The sequence below is a fragment of the Streptomyces sp. T028 genome, assembly GCF_048159505.1.
Classification (GTDB): Bacteria; Actinomycetota; Actinomycetes; order Streptomycetales; family Streptomycetaceae; genus Streptomyces.
On record NZ_JBLRVZ010000045.1, the window covers coordinates 124,495 to 139,815 of the forward strand.

Annotated in this window: 13 protein-coding genes and 1 pseudogene; 5 read left to right on the plus strand and 9 right to left on the minus strand. The window is 71.5% G+C overall.

Translation table 11 applies throughout. The features are described 5' to 3' along the window. Positions 1 to 9: 9 nt before the first annotated feature. From ACLZN2_RS37570 to ACLZN2_RS37580, 3 genes are all read right to left on the minus strand, one after another. Entirely contained in the window at positions 10 to 822 is an 813-nt protein-coding gene (locus ACLZN2_RS37570; RefSeq protein WP_416984063.1) for an SAM-dependent methyltransferase, read from the minus strand. A gap of 154 nt (positions 823 to 976) precedes the next feature. Beyond that, the gene (locus ACLZN2_RS37575; protein WP_416984064.1) at positions 977 to 1,231 is read right to left on the minus strand and encodes a DUF397 domain-containing protein; all 255 of its coding nucleotides are present in this window, start codon (positions 1,229 to 1,231) and stop codon (positions 977 to 979) included. Next, positions 1,232 to 2,092 carry a helix-turn-helix domain-containing protein gene (locus ACLZN2_RS37580; protein ID WP_416984065.1) on the minus strand — a complete coding sequence of 287 codons (861 nt, stop codon included), beginning with the start codon at positions 2,090 to 2,092 and terminating at the stop codon, positions 1,232 to 1,234. Between the two features lie 271 nt (positions 2,093 to 2,363). Between ACLZN2_RS37580 and ACLZN2_RS37585 the strand changes: the two are divergent. The 3 genes and pseudogenes from ACLZN2_RS37585 to ACLZN2_RS37595 form a co-directional block, all read left to right on the plus strand. Then, positions 2,364 to 2,996, plus strand: a pseudogene (locus ACLZN2_RS37585) (ATP-binding protein); the annotation flags it as partial. Between the two features lie 596 nt (positions 2,997 to 3,592). Continuing rightward, positions 3,593 to 4,033, plus strand: a complete 441-nt coding sequence (locus ACLZN2_RS37590; protein WP_416984066.1) for a hypothetical protein — start codon at positions 3,593 to 3,595, stop codon at positions 4,031 to 4,033. 386 nt (positions 4,034 to 4,419) lie between these two features. After that, on the plus strand, positions 4,420 to 6,282 hold the full coding sequence (locus ACLZN2_RS37595; protein ID WP_416984092.1) for an ABC transporter ATP-binding protein: 1,863 nt from the start codon (positions 4,420 to 4,422) through the stop codon (positions 6,280 to 6,282). Between the two features lie 4 nt (positions 6,283 to 6,286). On the opposite strand, the gene ACLZN2_RS37600 is transcribed toward ACLZN2_RS37595, so the two are convergent. The 6 genes from ACLZN2_RS37600 to ACLZN2_RS37625 all read right to left on the minus strand — a co-directional run bounded on the left by ACLZN2_RS37600 (position 6,287) and on the right by ACLZN2_RS37625 (position 12,971). Next, positions 6,287 to 6,460 carry a hypothetical protein gene (locus ACLZN2_RS37600; protein WP_416984067.1) on the minus strand — a complete coding sequence of 58 codons (174 nt, stop codon included), beginning with the start codon at positions 6,458 to 6,460 and terminating at the stop codon, positions 6,287 to 6,289. 73 nt (positions 6,461 to 6,533) lie between these two features. Then, positions 6,534 to 8,450: an FUSC family protein gene (locus ACLZN2_RS37605; protein WP_416984068.1), complete on the minus strand. Its 1,917-nt coding sequence runs from the start codon at positions 8,448 to 8,450 to the stop codon at positions 6,534 to 6,536. Positions 8,451 to 9,051: 601 nt separating this feature from the next. After that, on the minus strand, positions 9,052 to 9,783 hold the full coding sequence (locus ACLZN2_RS37610; RefSeq protein ID WP_416984069.1) for a hypothetical protein: 732 nt from the start codon (positions 9,781 to 9,783) through the stop codon (positions 9,052 to 9,054). Between the two features lie 41 nt (positions 9,784 to 9,824). Then, on the minus strand, positions 9,825 to 10,625 hold the full coding sequence (locus ACLZN2_RS37615; protein ID WP_416984070.1) for a nucleotidyltransferase domain-containing protein: 801 nt from the start codon (positions 10,623 to 10,625) through the stop codon (positions 9,825 to 9,827). Between the two features lie 151 nt (positions 10,626 to 10,776). Then, entirely contained in the window at positions 10,777 to 11,499 is a 723-nt protein-coding gene (locus ACLZN2_RS37620; protein ID WP_416984071.1) for an aspartate/glutamate racemase family protein, read from the minus strand. Positions 11,500 to 11,504: 5 nt separating this feature from the next. Next, positions 11,505 to 12,971 (minus strand): NCS1 family nucleobase:cation symporter-1, encoded by a 1,467-nt coding sequence (locus tag ACLZN2_RS37625; protein ID WP_416984093.1) that lies wholly within the window; start codon positions 12,969 to 12,971, stop codon positions 11,505 to 11,507. Between the two features lie 147 nt (positions 12,972 to 13,118). Here ACLZN2_RS37625 and ACLZN2_RS37630 point away from each other — a divergent pair, with 147 nt between their 5' ends. Further along, positions 13,119 to 13,793, plus strand: a complete 675-nt coding sequence (locus ACLZN2_RS37630; protein ID WP_416984072.1) for a GntR family transcriptional regulator — start codon at positions 13,119 to 13,121, stop codon at positions 13,791 to 13,793. A 55-nt stretch (positions 13,794 to 13,848) separates the two neighbouring features. Continuing rightward, entirely contained in the window at positions 13,849 to 15,318 is a 1,470-nt protein-coding gene (locus ACLZN2_RS37635; RefSeq protein ID WP_416984073.1) for a LamG domain-containing protein, read from the plus strand. The last annotated feature ends 3 nt before the right edge of the window (positions 15,319 to 15,321 follow it).

The window sequence follows — 15,321 nt, forward strand, 5'->3', positions numbered from 1 at the left end:
CTTTCGGTGCTACGGCTTGCGGGCCACCGCCCCGTAGCCCGGGATGACCCCGTCCTCCTGACCCGGGACCGGCTCGCCGAGCTCGGGGTGCCAGTCGGGTACGACCGCCACGCCCGGGTCGACCAGCTCGAGGCCGTCGAAGAAGCGCCCGAACTCCTCGCGCGAGCGCAGGGCGAGCGTGATGCCCGCCGCCCTGAGCTTCTCGGTCGCCGCCGCGGACTCCTCCGGGGTGAAGTCGGCGGTGGCGTGGGTCATCATCAGGTAGCTGCCCGAGGGGAGCTCGGCCAGCAGCCGGTCGACGAGTTCGTGCGCGCCGTCCTCGTCGGAGATGAAGTGCAGCAGCGCGACCAGCGACAGGGCCACCGGCCGGCTGAGGTCCAGGGCCTTCCTGGCCCCCTCGACGATGGCGGCCGGATCGCGGACGTCCGCCTGCAGATACTCCGTGACGCCGTCGGGTGTGCTGCGCAGCAGCGCCGCCGCGTGGGCGAGCACAATCGGGTCGTTGTCGCAGTAGACCACCCGGGCGTCCGGTGCGATCTCCTGGGCGACCTGGTGCAGGTTGGGCTCGGTGGGGATGCCCGTGCCGATGTCCAGGAACTGGCGTATGCCGTTCCCGGCCAGCCAGCGCGTGGCGCGGTGCATGAAGGCGCGGTTGACTCGTGCCATCACCGGCACGCGCGGGTCGAGCGCGAGCATCTGGCGGCCCATGGCCTCGTCGACGGGGTAGTTGTCCTTGCCGCCGAGGTACCAGTCGTACATCCGAGCGGGATGGGGCTTGCTGGTGTCGATCTCGACGGCGGGGGTGGGCTCCTGCCCGGTCATGAGACGCTCCGTAAGACGCAATGAGTAATCAAGTCAGTGCCAAAATCAGGAAGTTGAACGAAAGAAACGAAAGGCCGAAAGAACGACAATCGAAAGGCAAGGGAAGGACGCTCAGGTCCAGGTCCAGGTCCAGGTCTCAGGGCTCAGGTCCAGGTCATGACAGCAGGAAGTCCGCATCTCCCGCCTTGGCGCCCTGGATGAAGGCCGTCATCTCGTCGGTGGTGTAGATCAGCGCCGGACCGTCCGGGTCGGTCGACTGGCGGACGGCTATCCGGCCGTCGGCGAGCTTCATCGCCTCCAGGCAGTTGCCTCCGTTGCCGCCGCTCCAGGGCTTGTGCCAGCCTTCGCTGCCCAAGTCCCGCGCGGGCATGCCGTTGTAGACCCGTTTGCGCGGCTTGATGAAATCCATTCACAGCTCCTTGCGGAAATCCCTGAGGATCTCCTTCGTGCGATGTGCAGTAGCGGCCTGCGCCGCCATGCGGTCCATGACCTCGAGATGGGTCGCCACCTCGGTGCGCGCGTCGAGATAGACGGCGCCGGTCAGGTACTCGCTGTAGACCATGTCCGGAAGCTCCGGCATGGCGAATCGGAAGAGCACGAAGGGCCCGTAGGTGCCGGGGTGCGGCCCGTTCGCGAACGGGGCCACCTGCAGCGTCACGTTGGGCAGCTTCGTCACCTCGAGCAGTTTGTCGATCTGCGCGCGCATCACCTCCGGGCCGCCCACCGGGCGGCGCAGCACCGTCTCGTCCATCACGACCCACAACCGGGGCGCGTCCTGACGAGTGAGCAGTTCCTGGCGTTGCATGCGCAGGTCGGCGAGACGCTGGATGTCCTCCGGCCGGGTCTGGCCGATGGCACCGGACTTCAGGACCCCGCGCGCGTAGTCCTCGGTCTGCAGCAGACCGGGGACGAAGTGCGGTTCGTACTGGCGGATCAGGGCAGCCGCGCCCTCCAGGCTGACGTGCATCGAGAACCAGCCGGGCAGGACGTCGTGGAAGCGCTGCCACCAGCCGGGCTTGTTGGCCTCCTCGGCCAACTGCACAAAGCCCTCGGCCTCCTCGTCGGTGACGCCGTAGGCCTTCAGCAGCAGTTGGAGGTACGGGATCTTGAGGCCGACCTCGGCCATCTCCATCCGGCGGACGGTGGCGGGTGCGACCCGGAGGATGCGTGCGGCCTCCTCGCGCTTGAGCCCTGCGCGTTCCCGCAGATCCAGCAGGCGCCGGCCGAGGACGACCTGTCCGACGGTCGGCGCGGACCGCGGTTCGCTCACGCTCCACCTCCACGAAGAGCCCCGGCCGACCGGTGTCCTGGCGGCGCTGGGCAGCCCCGACCGGCCGGTGACGGAACGAATCCTGACAGCCTTACGGCGCCATTCGAAGACCTATTCGAAGATCTGTACGACCGCGTACGGGTCTCCGGTGATCCCAACTGGCGCCGCTCAACATGCTGTTGCGAGCAGTGTGCCACGGCGCTCCACCGCGTCACACAGCACTCTGCATTTTTCAGAGTGACACTTGCCAAGTGTTCACGGCGCGGCGATAGTGGCAAGCGTGATTCCGTCCGCGCCCTTAGGAACAGACGCCGCCGCAGGCCGCCCCCAGGGTCTCGGTGCCGCCCCGGGAGCAGGCCCCGACCAGGCCGCTGCCGAGCGCCGGTTCCGATTCGAACTGGCCGCCCATCCGGGTTCCCCCGCCCAGGCCAGACACCTGGCACGGGCCCGGCTGACCGGCTGGTCGGTGTGCGAGGACACCTGCGACACCGCGGCTCTCGTCATATCCGAGCTGGTCACCAACGCGATCGTGCACACGGCCAGCGATGTCGTCGTGTGCGAGCTGCTCGACGGTGACGACGTGCTGCGCATAGCCGTACGCGACCAGGGCTGCACTCCCGACGATCCGCATCCCTCGCCGCAGCGTCCCGAGGAGGAGCACGGGAGGGGGCTGCTGCTCGTCGAGGCCCTCTGTCACTCCTGGGGCGCCCAGGAGCACGGCTCCGGCCTGCTGGTCTGGGCGGACCTGCCGCGCGGCGCGGACGCGCAGGCCGAGGCCGCCGAGCCTTGTGACAGCGCGAGCGCGGACGGTGCGCAGGTCGAGCACGCCGAGCCGCGCGACGACCTCGGCTGGGGCGCCCGTCCCAAGCCCGGCCCGGCCGACGGCTCCGGGGACGAGGACGAGCCGGTCGAGCAGGCCCACTGCGCCCGAGGGCCGCAGGGCGGCGGCGCCCAGGCGATACGCCCGGCTCCCTCGCGCGGTGCGGCGGAGGCGTACGCGGCCGAGCTGATACGCAGGGCCCCGCTCGGCGTGCCGAAGCCCGGCGGCCGGACCCCGGTCATGCCCCCGGCCAAGGAACACCACGGCCCGGACCAGCGCGCGGCCAACCCCTTCGGCCCGGACCGCCGCACTCCGGACCAGCGTGTGTCCGACCTCTGCGTCCTGGACCACCACGGCCCGAGCCATCACGCTCTGGACCCGACGCCCTACGGGCACACCCCGCTCGGTCACGCTTCCGCGAGCCACGGCCACAGCCCGCTGCACCACCGCCCGCCGGATCACCGTACGCCGGACCACCGCGCCCTCGACCCCCACTGCGCGGACGAGCGCGGCACGGATCACCGCACCCCGGGCCACCACACCCCGGCCCACCCGGTCACCGGCCACTCCCCCGCCCCCGTCACTCCCGTCGGTGAGGCCTCCGTCCCGCGTCCGTTCCCCGGTGTCGGGGTCGGCACGGGGCTCGCCCGGTTCGAGAGAAGCCGAGAGCGAGGGAGGGCATGAGCGGCGCGCCCGGCCGGAGGCCGGTGCGCTCCCTCGACACACTCGTCCGGCTGCGGCGCGACCTGGGCCCCGCCCCGGAGCCTCCCCGCCGGCTGACCGTGCCGGACGGTATGACCGCCCCGCTGGGCTGCGACGCCGTGGCCGTACCCGCCGGAATCGGCCCGCTGCTCATGCCCCGGCTGCCGCGTGTGGGCTGTGTCTACGCCGACGAGGGTCACTGGTGGTGGCTCGTCCCGTCCGATTCCGACTACGCCCTGGAGTGGCCCGCCCCCGCGCGCTACACACCGGGCGCGATCGTCCCGGAGTCCCTGCCCGCCCCGGACCTCATCCACCGGCCGGACGGCACGCTTCCGTACACCCCGCCGATCCCCCTCTACCTGGCCCTGTGCCGCCTCACGGGCACGACGCCCACCTGGTCGCGGCCCATCAGCGCGTAGCCGCCGCCGCGTACGGCCGATCGGCCCGGGCCGCCGTGCAACCGGCCCCCTGGAAACCTCACGCCGCGTACAACGGGCCACGCCGGAAACCCACGCCGCCGTGCAACCGGCCCCCCAAACACCCCACGCCCCGGTGAGACCGCCCGGCCCAGCGGCCTCACGCCGCGTTGCCACCCGGCCCCCGGCGTACGCCCCCGCGCATCCTTCTTCCGCGCCCCGCGCTCTGTCCTGACCCGCCGCCTCCCGCGATAGTGGCCGTTCGTCCACGATCGCGGGAGGCGGAAAAGGTGGGGAAGGCGGGAAAGGCGCACAATCCGAAGGGTCCCGACGAACGCGAGGTGTCCGAGTCGGAACGGCTGCTCTTCGGTGGCCCGCTCCGCTACGACATGGGCTGGAACCAGCACGGGGACGCCTTCCTGGAGCTGGGTTTCCGCGCCATGGTGATCCGGCTGCCCTCCCTGCTGGCCGTGAGCCTGCGGCTGGCCCGGCAGGCCGACCCGCGGGCCGCCCGTACCGTGCTGGCCGCCGAGGTCGGCCGGGGCGCGGCCCAGGCGGTGAGTCTGCTGGCGGTGAACTCGGTCCTGGGCCGACTGATCGACGGCAGCCCGATCAGTGACCGGCTGCGCGGTGCGTTACCCGCCCTGGTCGTCATGGCCGTCGTACTCCTTGTGGGAGCGCTGCTGCGGGCCGCGTCGACGTATGCCACCGGGCGGCTGGAGCCCAAGGTGGAGCGGGTGGCGACCGAGCTGTACCTGGAGCGGGCGGCGGCGGTGGAGCTGGCCGCGATCGAGGACCACGCCTTCCACAAGCTGCTGGACACCGCGCAGTACGGCGCCTCGTCCGCCCGGCGGATGATCATCTACGGCACGCGCGTGGTGAACGCGATGATCTCGCTGGTGGCGGCGGCCGGTGTGCTGACGGTGCTGCATCCGCTGTTGCTGCCGCTGCTGATCACGATGACGCTGCCGAGCGCCTGGAGCGCGCTGACGAACGCGCGGCGCCGCTACGAGTCGTTCCACACGTGGGTGCAGCACGCGCGCGCGGGTCATCTCATCGCCTCTCTCCTCACCGAGCCGGAGGCGGCGCCGGAGATCCGGGTGCACGGTGTCGGCCCGTTCCTGCTGCGGCACTTCCGGGCGATGTCGGAGACCGCGGAGGCGGAGCAGGCCCGGCTGGCCCGGCTGGCCGCCCGCACCGGTCTGATCGCGACCACCTGGACGGGTCTGGCGACGGTGGCGACGTACGCCACGCTGGGCGGGCTGCTGCTCAGCGGGACGATGGCGCTGGCGGTCGCGGGCACCGCGGTGATCGCGATCCGCAGTGGCTCGGGGAGCCTGAACACCCTCGTCCTGGAGGTCAACCAGCTGCACGAGGAGGCCTTGTTCGTCGGGGATCTGCAGCGGCTCTACGTCGAGGCGGCCGAGCGGGCGATCCCGGAGGGCGGGGTGGCCCTGCCGGAGGACCCGCGGGAGATCCGCTTCGAGAACGTCACGTTCGGCTATCCGGGCGAGTCGGCCCGGCCCGCCCTCGACGACGTGACGCTCTCCCTCCCGCTCGGCCGGATCATCGCGCTGGTCGGGGAGAACGGCTCCGGCAAGACGACCCTGGTGAAGCTGTTGGCCGGGCTGTACCGGCCGGACCGGGGGCGGATCCTGTGGGACGGCGTGGACGCGGCGGACGCGGACCGGCGCCTGCTGGCCGAGCGGATCGCGATGGTGGCGCAGGACTTCAAGCGGTGGCCGTTCACGGCGCGGGTGAACGTGGCCGTGGGGCGTTCGTCGGTGTCGCTGACCGAGGAGCGGCTGGCGGGTGCGGTCGCCGACGCGGGCGCCGAGGAGGTGGTCGCGGATCTGCCGCGCGGCCTGGACACCCTGCTGGCCCGGAACTTCAGCGGCGGGCACGAGCTGTCCGGCGGCCAGTGGCAGCGGCTCGGCATCGCGCGGGCGGCGTACCGGCGCGGCCGCATCCTGATCGTGGACGAGCCGACGGCGGCCCTGGACGCCCGGGCCGAGCTGGAGGTGTTCGACAGGATCCGCGCGCTGGCGGGCAGCGGCCAGACGGTCGTCCTGATCACCCACCGGCTGGCGTCGGTGCGCCACGCGGACCTGGTGCACGTCCTCGACCGGGGTCGGCTGGTGGAGTCCGGGACCCCGGACGAGCTGCTGGCGTGCGGGGGTGTCTACGCGGAGCTGTACGCGCTCCAGGCGGAGCAGTTCAGCCCGACGGCGCCCACGTCGAGCGTCGGCTGACGGATCACTCTGCGGCGTCGCCCCGGACGATCACCAGGAAGGTGTCGGTCGCGAGGTCCATGACGACCTCGGCGGCCAGTCCCTCCATGCGCCGCGCGTGCGCGAACTCCTCCGCGGGCCACGATCCGCGCGGCCCGCCTGCGGGAAAGCACTCGAGCACGGTTCGCCCGTTCACCATCTCGCACCTCCAGAAAGCGTCGTACTTGTAGGAGTTAACGCCCTACGGAGGCCGGGAAGCTCGCTCAGTTGCGTTACTGAGACGTAGTTGACACGGGTTCGGCGCGGACCGTGAGGTTCCAGTCACGTTCCGGGTGCGGATCGGCTGACGTGGGAGCCCCCCGTACGGCGAGTTCGCCGAGGAGTTCGGCGAGCTGGGCGCGGTGCCCGGGGGTGAGCCGGCCGGTGTCGTCGAGGTGGACGGCGCAGGCGGTGGTGGTGTCGACGAGCCGTTCGAGGACGGCGGCGACCTCGTCGGTGCCCTCGGTGTGCCGGGCGAGGGCGGGCAGTTCATGGGCGGCGAGGGCGATGGCGGTACGGGCCTCGGCGAGGGTGCGGTAGGCCTCGCGGCGCAGGGTCCAGCGGGCGGCGCGGTCGTCGGAGCCGTCGAGGACATGGGTGAGGTAGGCGTGCGCGGCGGTGGAGGCCGCGGCGAGCCGGGCGCGCACCTGGCCGCCGCGCTCCCCCGGCATCGGCAGGTGTCCGACGATCAGCACGATCGCGCAGGCCAGCAGGGTCTCCGCGATCCGGCTGACGGAGGCCTGGGGCTCGCCGCCGACCATCACCAGGGACAGCACGAGGACGGTGACGACGGCGGTCTGGGCGGCGAAGTGCCGGGTGGAGACGGGGACCAGCGCGCCGCAGACGGCGACCAGCGCGATGAGCCCCTCGGGCCGGGGCAGTACGGCGGCGAACGCGGCGAACAGCAGTGCGCCGAGCACGGTCCCGGCGGCCCGGCACAGCACCCGGGACACCAGCGGCCCGAGGTCGGGCTTGACGAGGAACACGACGGTGGCGGGCAGCCAGTACCAGTGGGTGTGCTGCCCGTACCAGTGGGACCAGTGGGAGTGGTGCAGGGCCTGGGCGATGGCCGCGCCGGCCCCGAAGCAGAGGGCGACCCGCAGCCCGTACTCGCGCCCGCCCGCCCCGAACGCGGTCCGCAGCAGATCGCGCGCACTGCGCCGGCGGGTGTGCAGATCGCTTCCGCCGCCCTGGTCGAAGGCCTCGGCGGCGTGCAGCAGCGCGTCGTCGAGGGCGCGCAGGGCGGGCGCGGACCGGGAGGGCGCGGGCAGTGGCCCGGTGGGTGTGTTGTCGCGTACGGAGGCGGCGAGCCGCCGGGGGCCTTCGGCGGCGCGTTCGGAGACGGGTTCCCCGGCCCAGGCGAGGGCGGTCGCGGCTTCGGCGAGGGGCAGGGCGGCGGCGTACTGGGCGTGCAGCCGGCGTTCGGCGGACGAGCTGGCGAAGCGGCGCAGGCGGGGGCCGGTGAGGGCGTCCTGGGCGTGGTCGAGGGCGGCGGTGAGCGCGGCGCGGCGGGCGGTGGCGTGCCCGGTGCCGGTGGCGTCGAGGAGTCCGGCGACGGCGTCGTACACCCGGGCGACCGCGGCGCGTTCCCCGTCGAAGCGGAAGTCGCCGGTCATGGCGCCGGGCGTGGGCAGGACGAGTCGCAGCGCGATCAGCCAGCCGGCGCCGGCGAGAAAGGCGAGGGCGCGCGTCCATCCGGCCTCGGGCACCGGCATCCCGGCGCCGATGGCCGCCGCGACGAGCAGCTGTGTCCCGGCCCCGGAGGCGACGGGCCCGATGGCGCTCATCCCGCCGGCGAGCAGGCCGAGCCCGGTCAGTACGGCCGTCAGCGCGACGGCTCCCACGTGGTCCCCGACGTACGTCCCGACGAGCATTCCGCCCGCTCCCGCGAGCGCGGGCGCCCCGAGCCGGTTGACGGCGGCCCGTCGGCTGCCGGGCCGGTCGTTGATCCCGGCGAGCATCGCGGCGATGGCGGCGACGACTCCGAGGGAGGCGTGGTCGGTGAGGACCGCGACCAGCAGGAGCGGTCCGGCGGCCAGTGCGCCGCGGGTGACCGCGCTCCAGGGGACGGGTCCGCGCTGGGCGCGCAGGGCGTGGGCGAGCCAGGGCGGCAGGACTGTGCGATCGGCAACGGCGGAACGCGGGAACACGGGGCTCCTGTCGTGGAGGGCCTGCCCGGCGGATCAGGCCGGAGCAGAGCTGCGGCACCGAATCAGCGTCTCCGGCCTGATCCGCCGGGCAGGCCCTGGGGCGGGTGTGCCTTCGGGCGACGGTGGCCGGGGCGGCAGCGGGGATATGACACAGGCTCTGAGCTGTGGTGTCCACGGTAAAGGGTGGTTTTGGGGATCGTGGGGCTGTTGCGTTTCGGCGAGGTGACGTCTGCGCCGGATCCCGCTTTCTTTATGAACGCAACGCCGGAGCGGGGCCGGAGGCGTAGCCTGCCTCCGGCCCCTGTCGATGCCGCCCATGTGGCACGCCGGCACGCTTGAGGACCCAGGTCAGTCGTGATGTCGTCGCGTCCTGCCTTTGGACCACCGCACATCGAGCTGCGCGGGCTGGACTTGAACCAGCATTTCGACGTCCGGGGGCCTGGGCCCGGTCGATCCGGCGATCGGCGGCGAATGCTGAGTCTGGAGCGAGAGTCTGAGATTCAATGAATGATCACGACAAGCTTCAGCTTCAGCTTGCGCTCCTCGCGCACCCCGGCCTCATGGGGCCGGGGGGTCTGAAATCGGCTGCTCGGAAATTCGGTTACTCGAAGAGGTAGCCGAATACCGCGTCACCGACACGCTGGTCGACGACGTCGACACCATTCGCCTCTTCCCGGGCGAATTTCACGGCCTGCTGCACCTTCTCCACGCGGGCCAGGAGTTCGTTGACCCGGCGGGCCGGAAGCGCTCCGGAGAACTTCACGGTCGTCCAGTAACCGATCGGCACGTCCTCGTAGTACACCTCGACCTGCGCCGGGTGCTTCTCGGTCGCCTCCGCCTTCACATGGTTGCGGGGCACCTTCTTGGTCCTGAGGGTCCGTACCGGCTCGGTCTTCCACGCGTCGGTGGAGGGGTCCTCGACCCAGGCCTCGGAGGCGTCGAGGACCGGCAGCTTCCGTACGAAGGTGTTGAGGTCGACGAGCTGCTTCTCCAGGAAGAGCAGATAGGACACGGGTACGTCGGCGACGAGGACCCGTCCGTCCACCTTCACGTCGGCGCGGGCGGTGCAGTTGGCCCAGTCCTTCGTGGCGGTCACGTCGAACAGCCGGGTCAGTGTGGCCGCGGTCTCCCGCAGCACGTCCTCGGCCTGTACCTGGACCCGCGTCGACTCGGGCGGCAGTTGCTCGCCCTCCTCGTCCTTGGGCTGGTAGGTACGCGAGATACCGGCCAGCAACGCGGGCTTCTGCAGCCCGTGATGAGCTGCGGTCAGGTCCTGGTGAGCCTTGGACTTGATGCCCTTCTCGACTGCGATGATCTGGTTGAGTTTCGCCACGAGAAGGACCGTAGCAACGGCAACTCGCCCCTTTCCAACGATTATTCGAGGGTGCGATTTTCCAAGGCGGCCCGTACGCATTCCTCGAGCAGATCCGAGGCCCGCTCCAGCACACTCACCAGCGCGCCACCCTCGGCGTTCCCGAGAAGGCGGACGAGTTCGTCGACGCCGCGCAGTCCCGCCCTTTCCAGCAGTCGTTTCTCGTTCGTCACCCATTCCCCGCGGGCCGCGAGCACCGCGTGCCCCGTCTGCGCGGCCGCCACGGCGAGCGCTCCGGCGGTCTCGGTCCGCCGTCCGGCGGGGGCGTGGTTGGTCGCGGCGTAGCCGAGAGTGGCGCGGGCGGTGCCGTACCAGCGGTCGGGTGCGGTACGGCGGAGCTCCGCGGGGTAGGCCGAGGGCTGCCGCAGCTCACCGCGCAGCACCCGGTCCACCGCCAACTCGGCGACGACGAGATAGCTCGGGATCCCCGCCAGATGGAACATCAGCGGCTCCACCCGGAACCGCCCCTCCTCCGCCTCCGCCCACTCGTGCTCCACGACGTCGAGGTCTCGGTAGTGCACATCGACGCGCCGCCCGTCGATCGTCAGCCATGCGCCCCCGTTGAAGACCCCGCCGCCCCACCCGCCGATCTCGGACACCTCGCCCTCCCAGCCGACGGCGCGCAGGTCGGCGGGGTCGAAGGCGCCCCGGTAGTAGACGGCCAGGTCCCAGTCACTGGCGGCCCGGTGTGTGCCCTCGGCCCGCGACCCGCCGAGCGCCACGGCCCGGACTCCGGGGAGGGCTGCGAGACGGTCGGCGGTGGTGTCGAGGAACTCGGCGTCGCTGAGGGCGGGCACGGGCATCGGCCTCCCGGAGGTCACGGTGGCAGTGGCGGGGCGGGTGCTCCGGCACGCCAGGGTGGCAGTGATTGGGCGGGTGCCACGGCAGACAAGGATGGTGGGGCGGCGCGGCGGATGTCGAACGGTTATCGCCGGCGACTTCCGGGCGACGGCGTCAGGACGTCCCCCACGCCCTTCTCTTCGGCACCGGCCGCGCGAAGCTGCCCGCCCTGCTCGTCGTCAGGCCCAGGCCCACCAGGGACTCCGCCAGTTTCACCGCGGCCCCCACGCCGTCCACGACCGGCATCCCCAGTTTGTCCGCCACCGCCGACTGCAGGCCGGTCATCCCGGCGCAGCCCAGGACCAGTACCTCCGCGCCCGCGTCCCGTGCCCGTTCGGCGGCCGTGAGGAAGGCGGCCTCGGTGCGTTCCTCGTCGCCGAGGTCGAGGACGCCGAGGCCGGTGCCGACCACGGCCGCGCAGTTGCGGCCGACGCCGGCGAGTTCCAGGCTGTCCTCGATCTGGCCGCAGGAGCGCTCCAGGGTGGTGACGACGCCGTAGCGGCGGCCGAGCAGACAGGCGAGGTGGGCGGCGGCCTCGGTGATGTCGACGACGGGGACGTCCACGAGTTCCCGCACGCCCTCCCGGCCGTGCTCGCCGAAGCCGGCCAGGACGACGGCGTCGTAGGGCGGGCCGTCGTAGACGCGCAGGCGGTCGATGACGGCCGCCGCCGAGAGGTAGCTGTCCAGCCAGCCCTCCGCCGACTCCGGTCCCCAGGCGGGGGTGAGGCCGAGCACGGCGGTGCCCGGGCCTGCCGCGGCCCGGGCACCTCGCACGATCTCCTCGGTCATCTCCTGCGTGGTGTTGCAGTTGGTGACGACGATCCGTACGTTCCGCACGCTTCTCAGACCTCCGCGGGCTGTTCGGGGACGGCCGCCCGCTCGGTGCGGGTCAGCAGGACGTACAGGCCGGCCGCGAGGGCCGTACCGATGAACCAGGAGTACGGGGCGATGTCGCTGAAGGTCTTCACCAGCGCGAGCACCGCGGCGACCGCGGCGGAGGGCAGGAACGCCCACAGGGCCTTGGGGTTGACGCCCTTGCGGTAGTAGTAGCGGGAGCCGGGGGTGGCGTCGAACAGTTCGTCGACGTCGACGCGGCCGCGCTTGACCAGGTAGTAGTCGACCATGATCACGCCGAAGAGCGGGCCGAGGAAGGCGCCGAGGCCGCCGAGGAAGTAGTTGACGACGGTCGGGTTGGAGAAGAGGTTCCAGGGGGTGACGAGCAGCGCGGCGACCGTGCTGATCATGCCGCCGACCTTGAAGGTGATCTTCTGCGGCCAGACGTTGGCGAGGTCGTACGCCGGGGAGACGAAGTTGGCGACGATGTTGACGCCCATGGTGGCGATGGCGAAGGTCAGCGCCGCCAGGACCAGCACCCAGGTGTTGCCTACCTTGGCGACGAGCTCCGCCGGGTCGGTGATGGCCTCGCCGAACACCTCCAGGGAGCCGGCGGTGACGATGACCGAGACGACCACGAAGGCCGTGGAGTTGACGGGCAGGCCCCAGAAGTTGCCGCGGCGGACGGTGCGGTCGTCGGGGGCGAAGCGGGAGAAGTCGCAGAAGTTGAGCATCAGGGTGCCGTAGGTGGCGAGGATCAGTCCGATCGCGCCGAACCACTGCCGCCACTGCTCGCCGACGGAGACCGGGTGCGGGGTGGTGGTGAGCGAGATGGTCCAGTCGGCCTTGGCCAGCACCCACACCGCCAGCGCGATCATCACCAGCCAGATCGCGGGGCCGCAGAAGTCCTGGAACTTGCGCACCGACTCCATGCCCTGGCTGATGATCAGCGCCTGGATCAGCCAGAGGGAGACGAAGGAGACCCAGCCGAGGGCGTCGAGGCCGAGGAAGGAGTGGTGGGTCCAGGACTGAAGGCCCGGCCAGGCCGCCAGCAGCATCACGTTGACGGCGACGGAGGCGAGGTAGGTCTGGATGCCGTACCACATGATGGCGATCACGGCCCTGATCAGGGCGGGGATGTTGGCGCCCCAGACGCCGAAGCTGATCCGGCTGACGACGGGGAAGGGCACGCCGTGGCGCTGGCCGATCCTGCCCATCCAGTTCATGCCGATGTAGATGAGCACGAAGCCGACGAGGAGGGAGGTGAAGACCTGCCAGACGTTCATGCCGAGGACCAGCAGACCGGCGGCGAACGTGTAGTTGCCGAGGTTGTGGACGTCGGACATCCACATGGCGAAGAGGTCGAAGACCTTCCAGTTCCGCTTCTCGGCGGGGGCGAGGTCTTCGTTGGTGAGCCGGGGGTCGGGGACGAACGCGGGTGCGCCGGTGGCTTCGGCGCTGTCGGCGAGGGACACGGGGGCCTCCATGAGGTGGATCGCCTGATGCGGAATCCTCATTTGGTATACCAAACTGCGGTCATGGTCCTCCCGTCAAGCGTTCCGACCGATGTCCGTCCCGTTACGGCCCCGTAAAAGCGCCTCCGGGTCGGCGAAGATGGCCCCATGAGCTCCACGGCGAAGACCGAACCCCTCGGAGCGGTGCGCGAACACGTCCTGGCCACCCTGCGGCAGGACATCATCGCGGGCCGCCTGCGCCCCGGCGACCGGCTCGTCGAGCGCGAACTGGCCGAGCGGTTCGGCGTCTCACGGGTACCGGTCCGGGAGGCCATCCGCTCCCTCGTCGCCGAGGGCTTCGTCCTCTTCGAGTCGGCGCGCCGCACCGTCGTACGCCGCCTCACCCCCGACGACGTCAAGGAACTCTTCGAGCTGCGCGAGGCGTTGGAGGTGTACGCGGCCGGACTGGCCGCCGCACGGGCCACCCCGCAGGCACTCGCGGAGCTGCGCGAACTCCTCGGCCAGGCGGCCACGGCGACCGCCGCCGGGGACGCCGAGACCATCACCGACATCAACACCCGCTTCCACGACGGCATCCTCGCCATGGCGGGCAACAGTCTGCTGATCTCGGTCATGGAACCCGTCGACGGCCGCATGCGCTGGCTCACCCGGCAGAACGAGGAGTGGCCCCAGCTCCTCACCGAACACCGCGAGCTCTACGACGCCATCGCCTCCGGCGATCCGGAGCGGGCCCGCGCCCACGCTCTGCGTCACGTCCAGGCCAACTACCGCTCCAGCGTGCGGCATCTCTTCGGAGACCTGTCCGAACAGTCATCCGAATAGACTCTCCCGGGGTCGACCCTCCACGTCGACCGGCCAACGGGAGGAGAACAGGAACATGGTCAGCAGACGCGGGCTGTTGAGCGGAGCCGCACTCGTGGGGGCGGGCGCGGTGACCGGTGTGATCGGCGGTGCGGGGAGCGCCGCCGCCGACGCCCCGCTCGACACCCCGTTCACCCCGGTCGCCGCCCCGCACCTCGTCGAGGCCGAGCGGATGGTCCAGTACCAGCGGATGCTGGCGGCCGGTCATCTGCCCGCCGGCCTCGCCGGGCACTGGTCGCTGGACGGCTCCGGCGCCGACCGCTCCGGCCGCGACCAGCCCCTCACCCTCGGAACCGGCGCGACCTGGTCGACCCTGCGGGCCGGCGGCGAGCTCAGCTTCGACGGCACCTCCGGGGCGTACGCCGCCACCGCCTCCGTCCTGGACACCACCGCCCCGTTCACCGTCTCGGCCTGGGTACGCCTCGCCGCCGACGCGAACCCCGCGAACATGTACACCGCCGTCAGCCAGGACGGCACCAGCTGCAGCCGCTTTCTGCTCCAGTACGACGACACGGCCGCCACCTGGGCCTTCAAGGTCCGCGCCGAGGACCAGAGCGCAAAGGTCTCCGCCCTCGCCACCACCACGCCCGTCCTCGGCCGCTGGACCCATCTGACCGGCGTCTGGGACGGCACCCGCATCCAGCTGTACGTCGACGGAACCCTGGAAGGCAGCGCCGACGCGACCCTCTCCTGGGCCGCCGGCCAGGGCTTCAACATCGGCCGGGCCCGCTGGGACGGTGCCTACGTCAACCGCTTCAAGGGCGCCGTCGACGACGTCCGCGCCTACGGCCGCGCCCTCACCGCCGCCGAGATCTCCCTGATCAGCGGGCGCACGGCCCAGGCCAACAACGTCTACCTGATCGGCTCCCCCTCGACCGTCACCTGGGGCACCCCCGACGACCTGACGAGCTGGATCGCCCACGCCCGCTGCTCGTCCTTCCTCACCTGGGTGCTCCGGCACACCTACGGATGGGCCACGGACGACTACTTCAGCCAGTACTTCCAGGACCGCATCCCCGAGGCCGCCGACTACCGCAAGGCCTTCACCGACGGCACGGGCGGCCCCCGCTTCCAGCGTGTCCGCAAGGTCACCGACCTGCTGCCGGGCGATCTGATCGCCGTGGACTACATGGGCACGGTCGAGAACAACACCGGGCACATCGTCATGGTCCGCGAGGTCAAGGGCGTCTTCAGCGGGGTCGCGGACTTCAGCGGCGAGACCCAGTACGCCGTCGAGGTCGTCGACTGCACCGCCGAGCCGCACGGCGTGTACGGCCTGACCAACTACCCCAGGTATCCCGACACCCGCATGGTCAGCGACGTGGACGGCGAGAACCTCGAGGGCGTCGGCATCGGCCACATGATGTTCTACGCCTCCGACACCACCGGCGAGTTCTCCCGCTACCGCTGGAGCGTCAACTCGTCCAAGACGACCAGCACCTGGCCGGTGTCGGAACGGCCGGTCGCGGCGGCGCGGGTGGCGTGATCC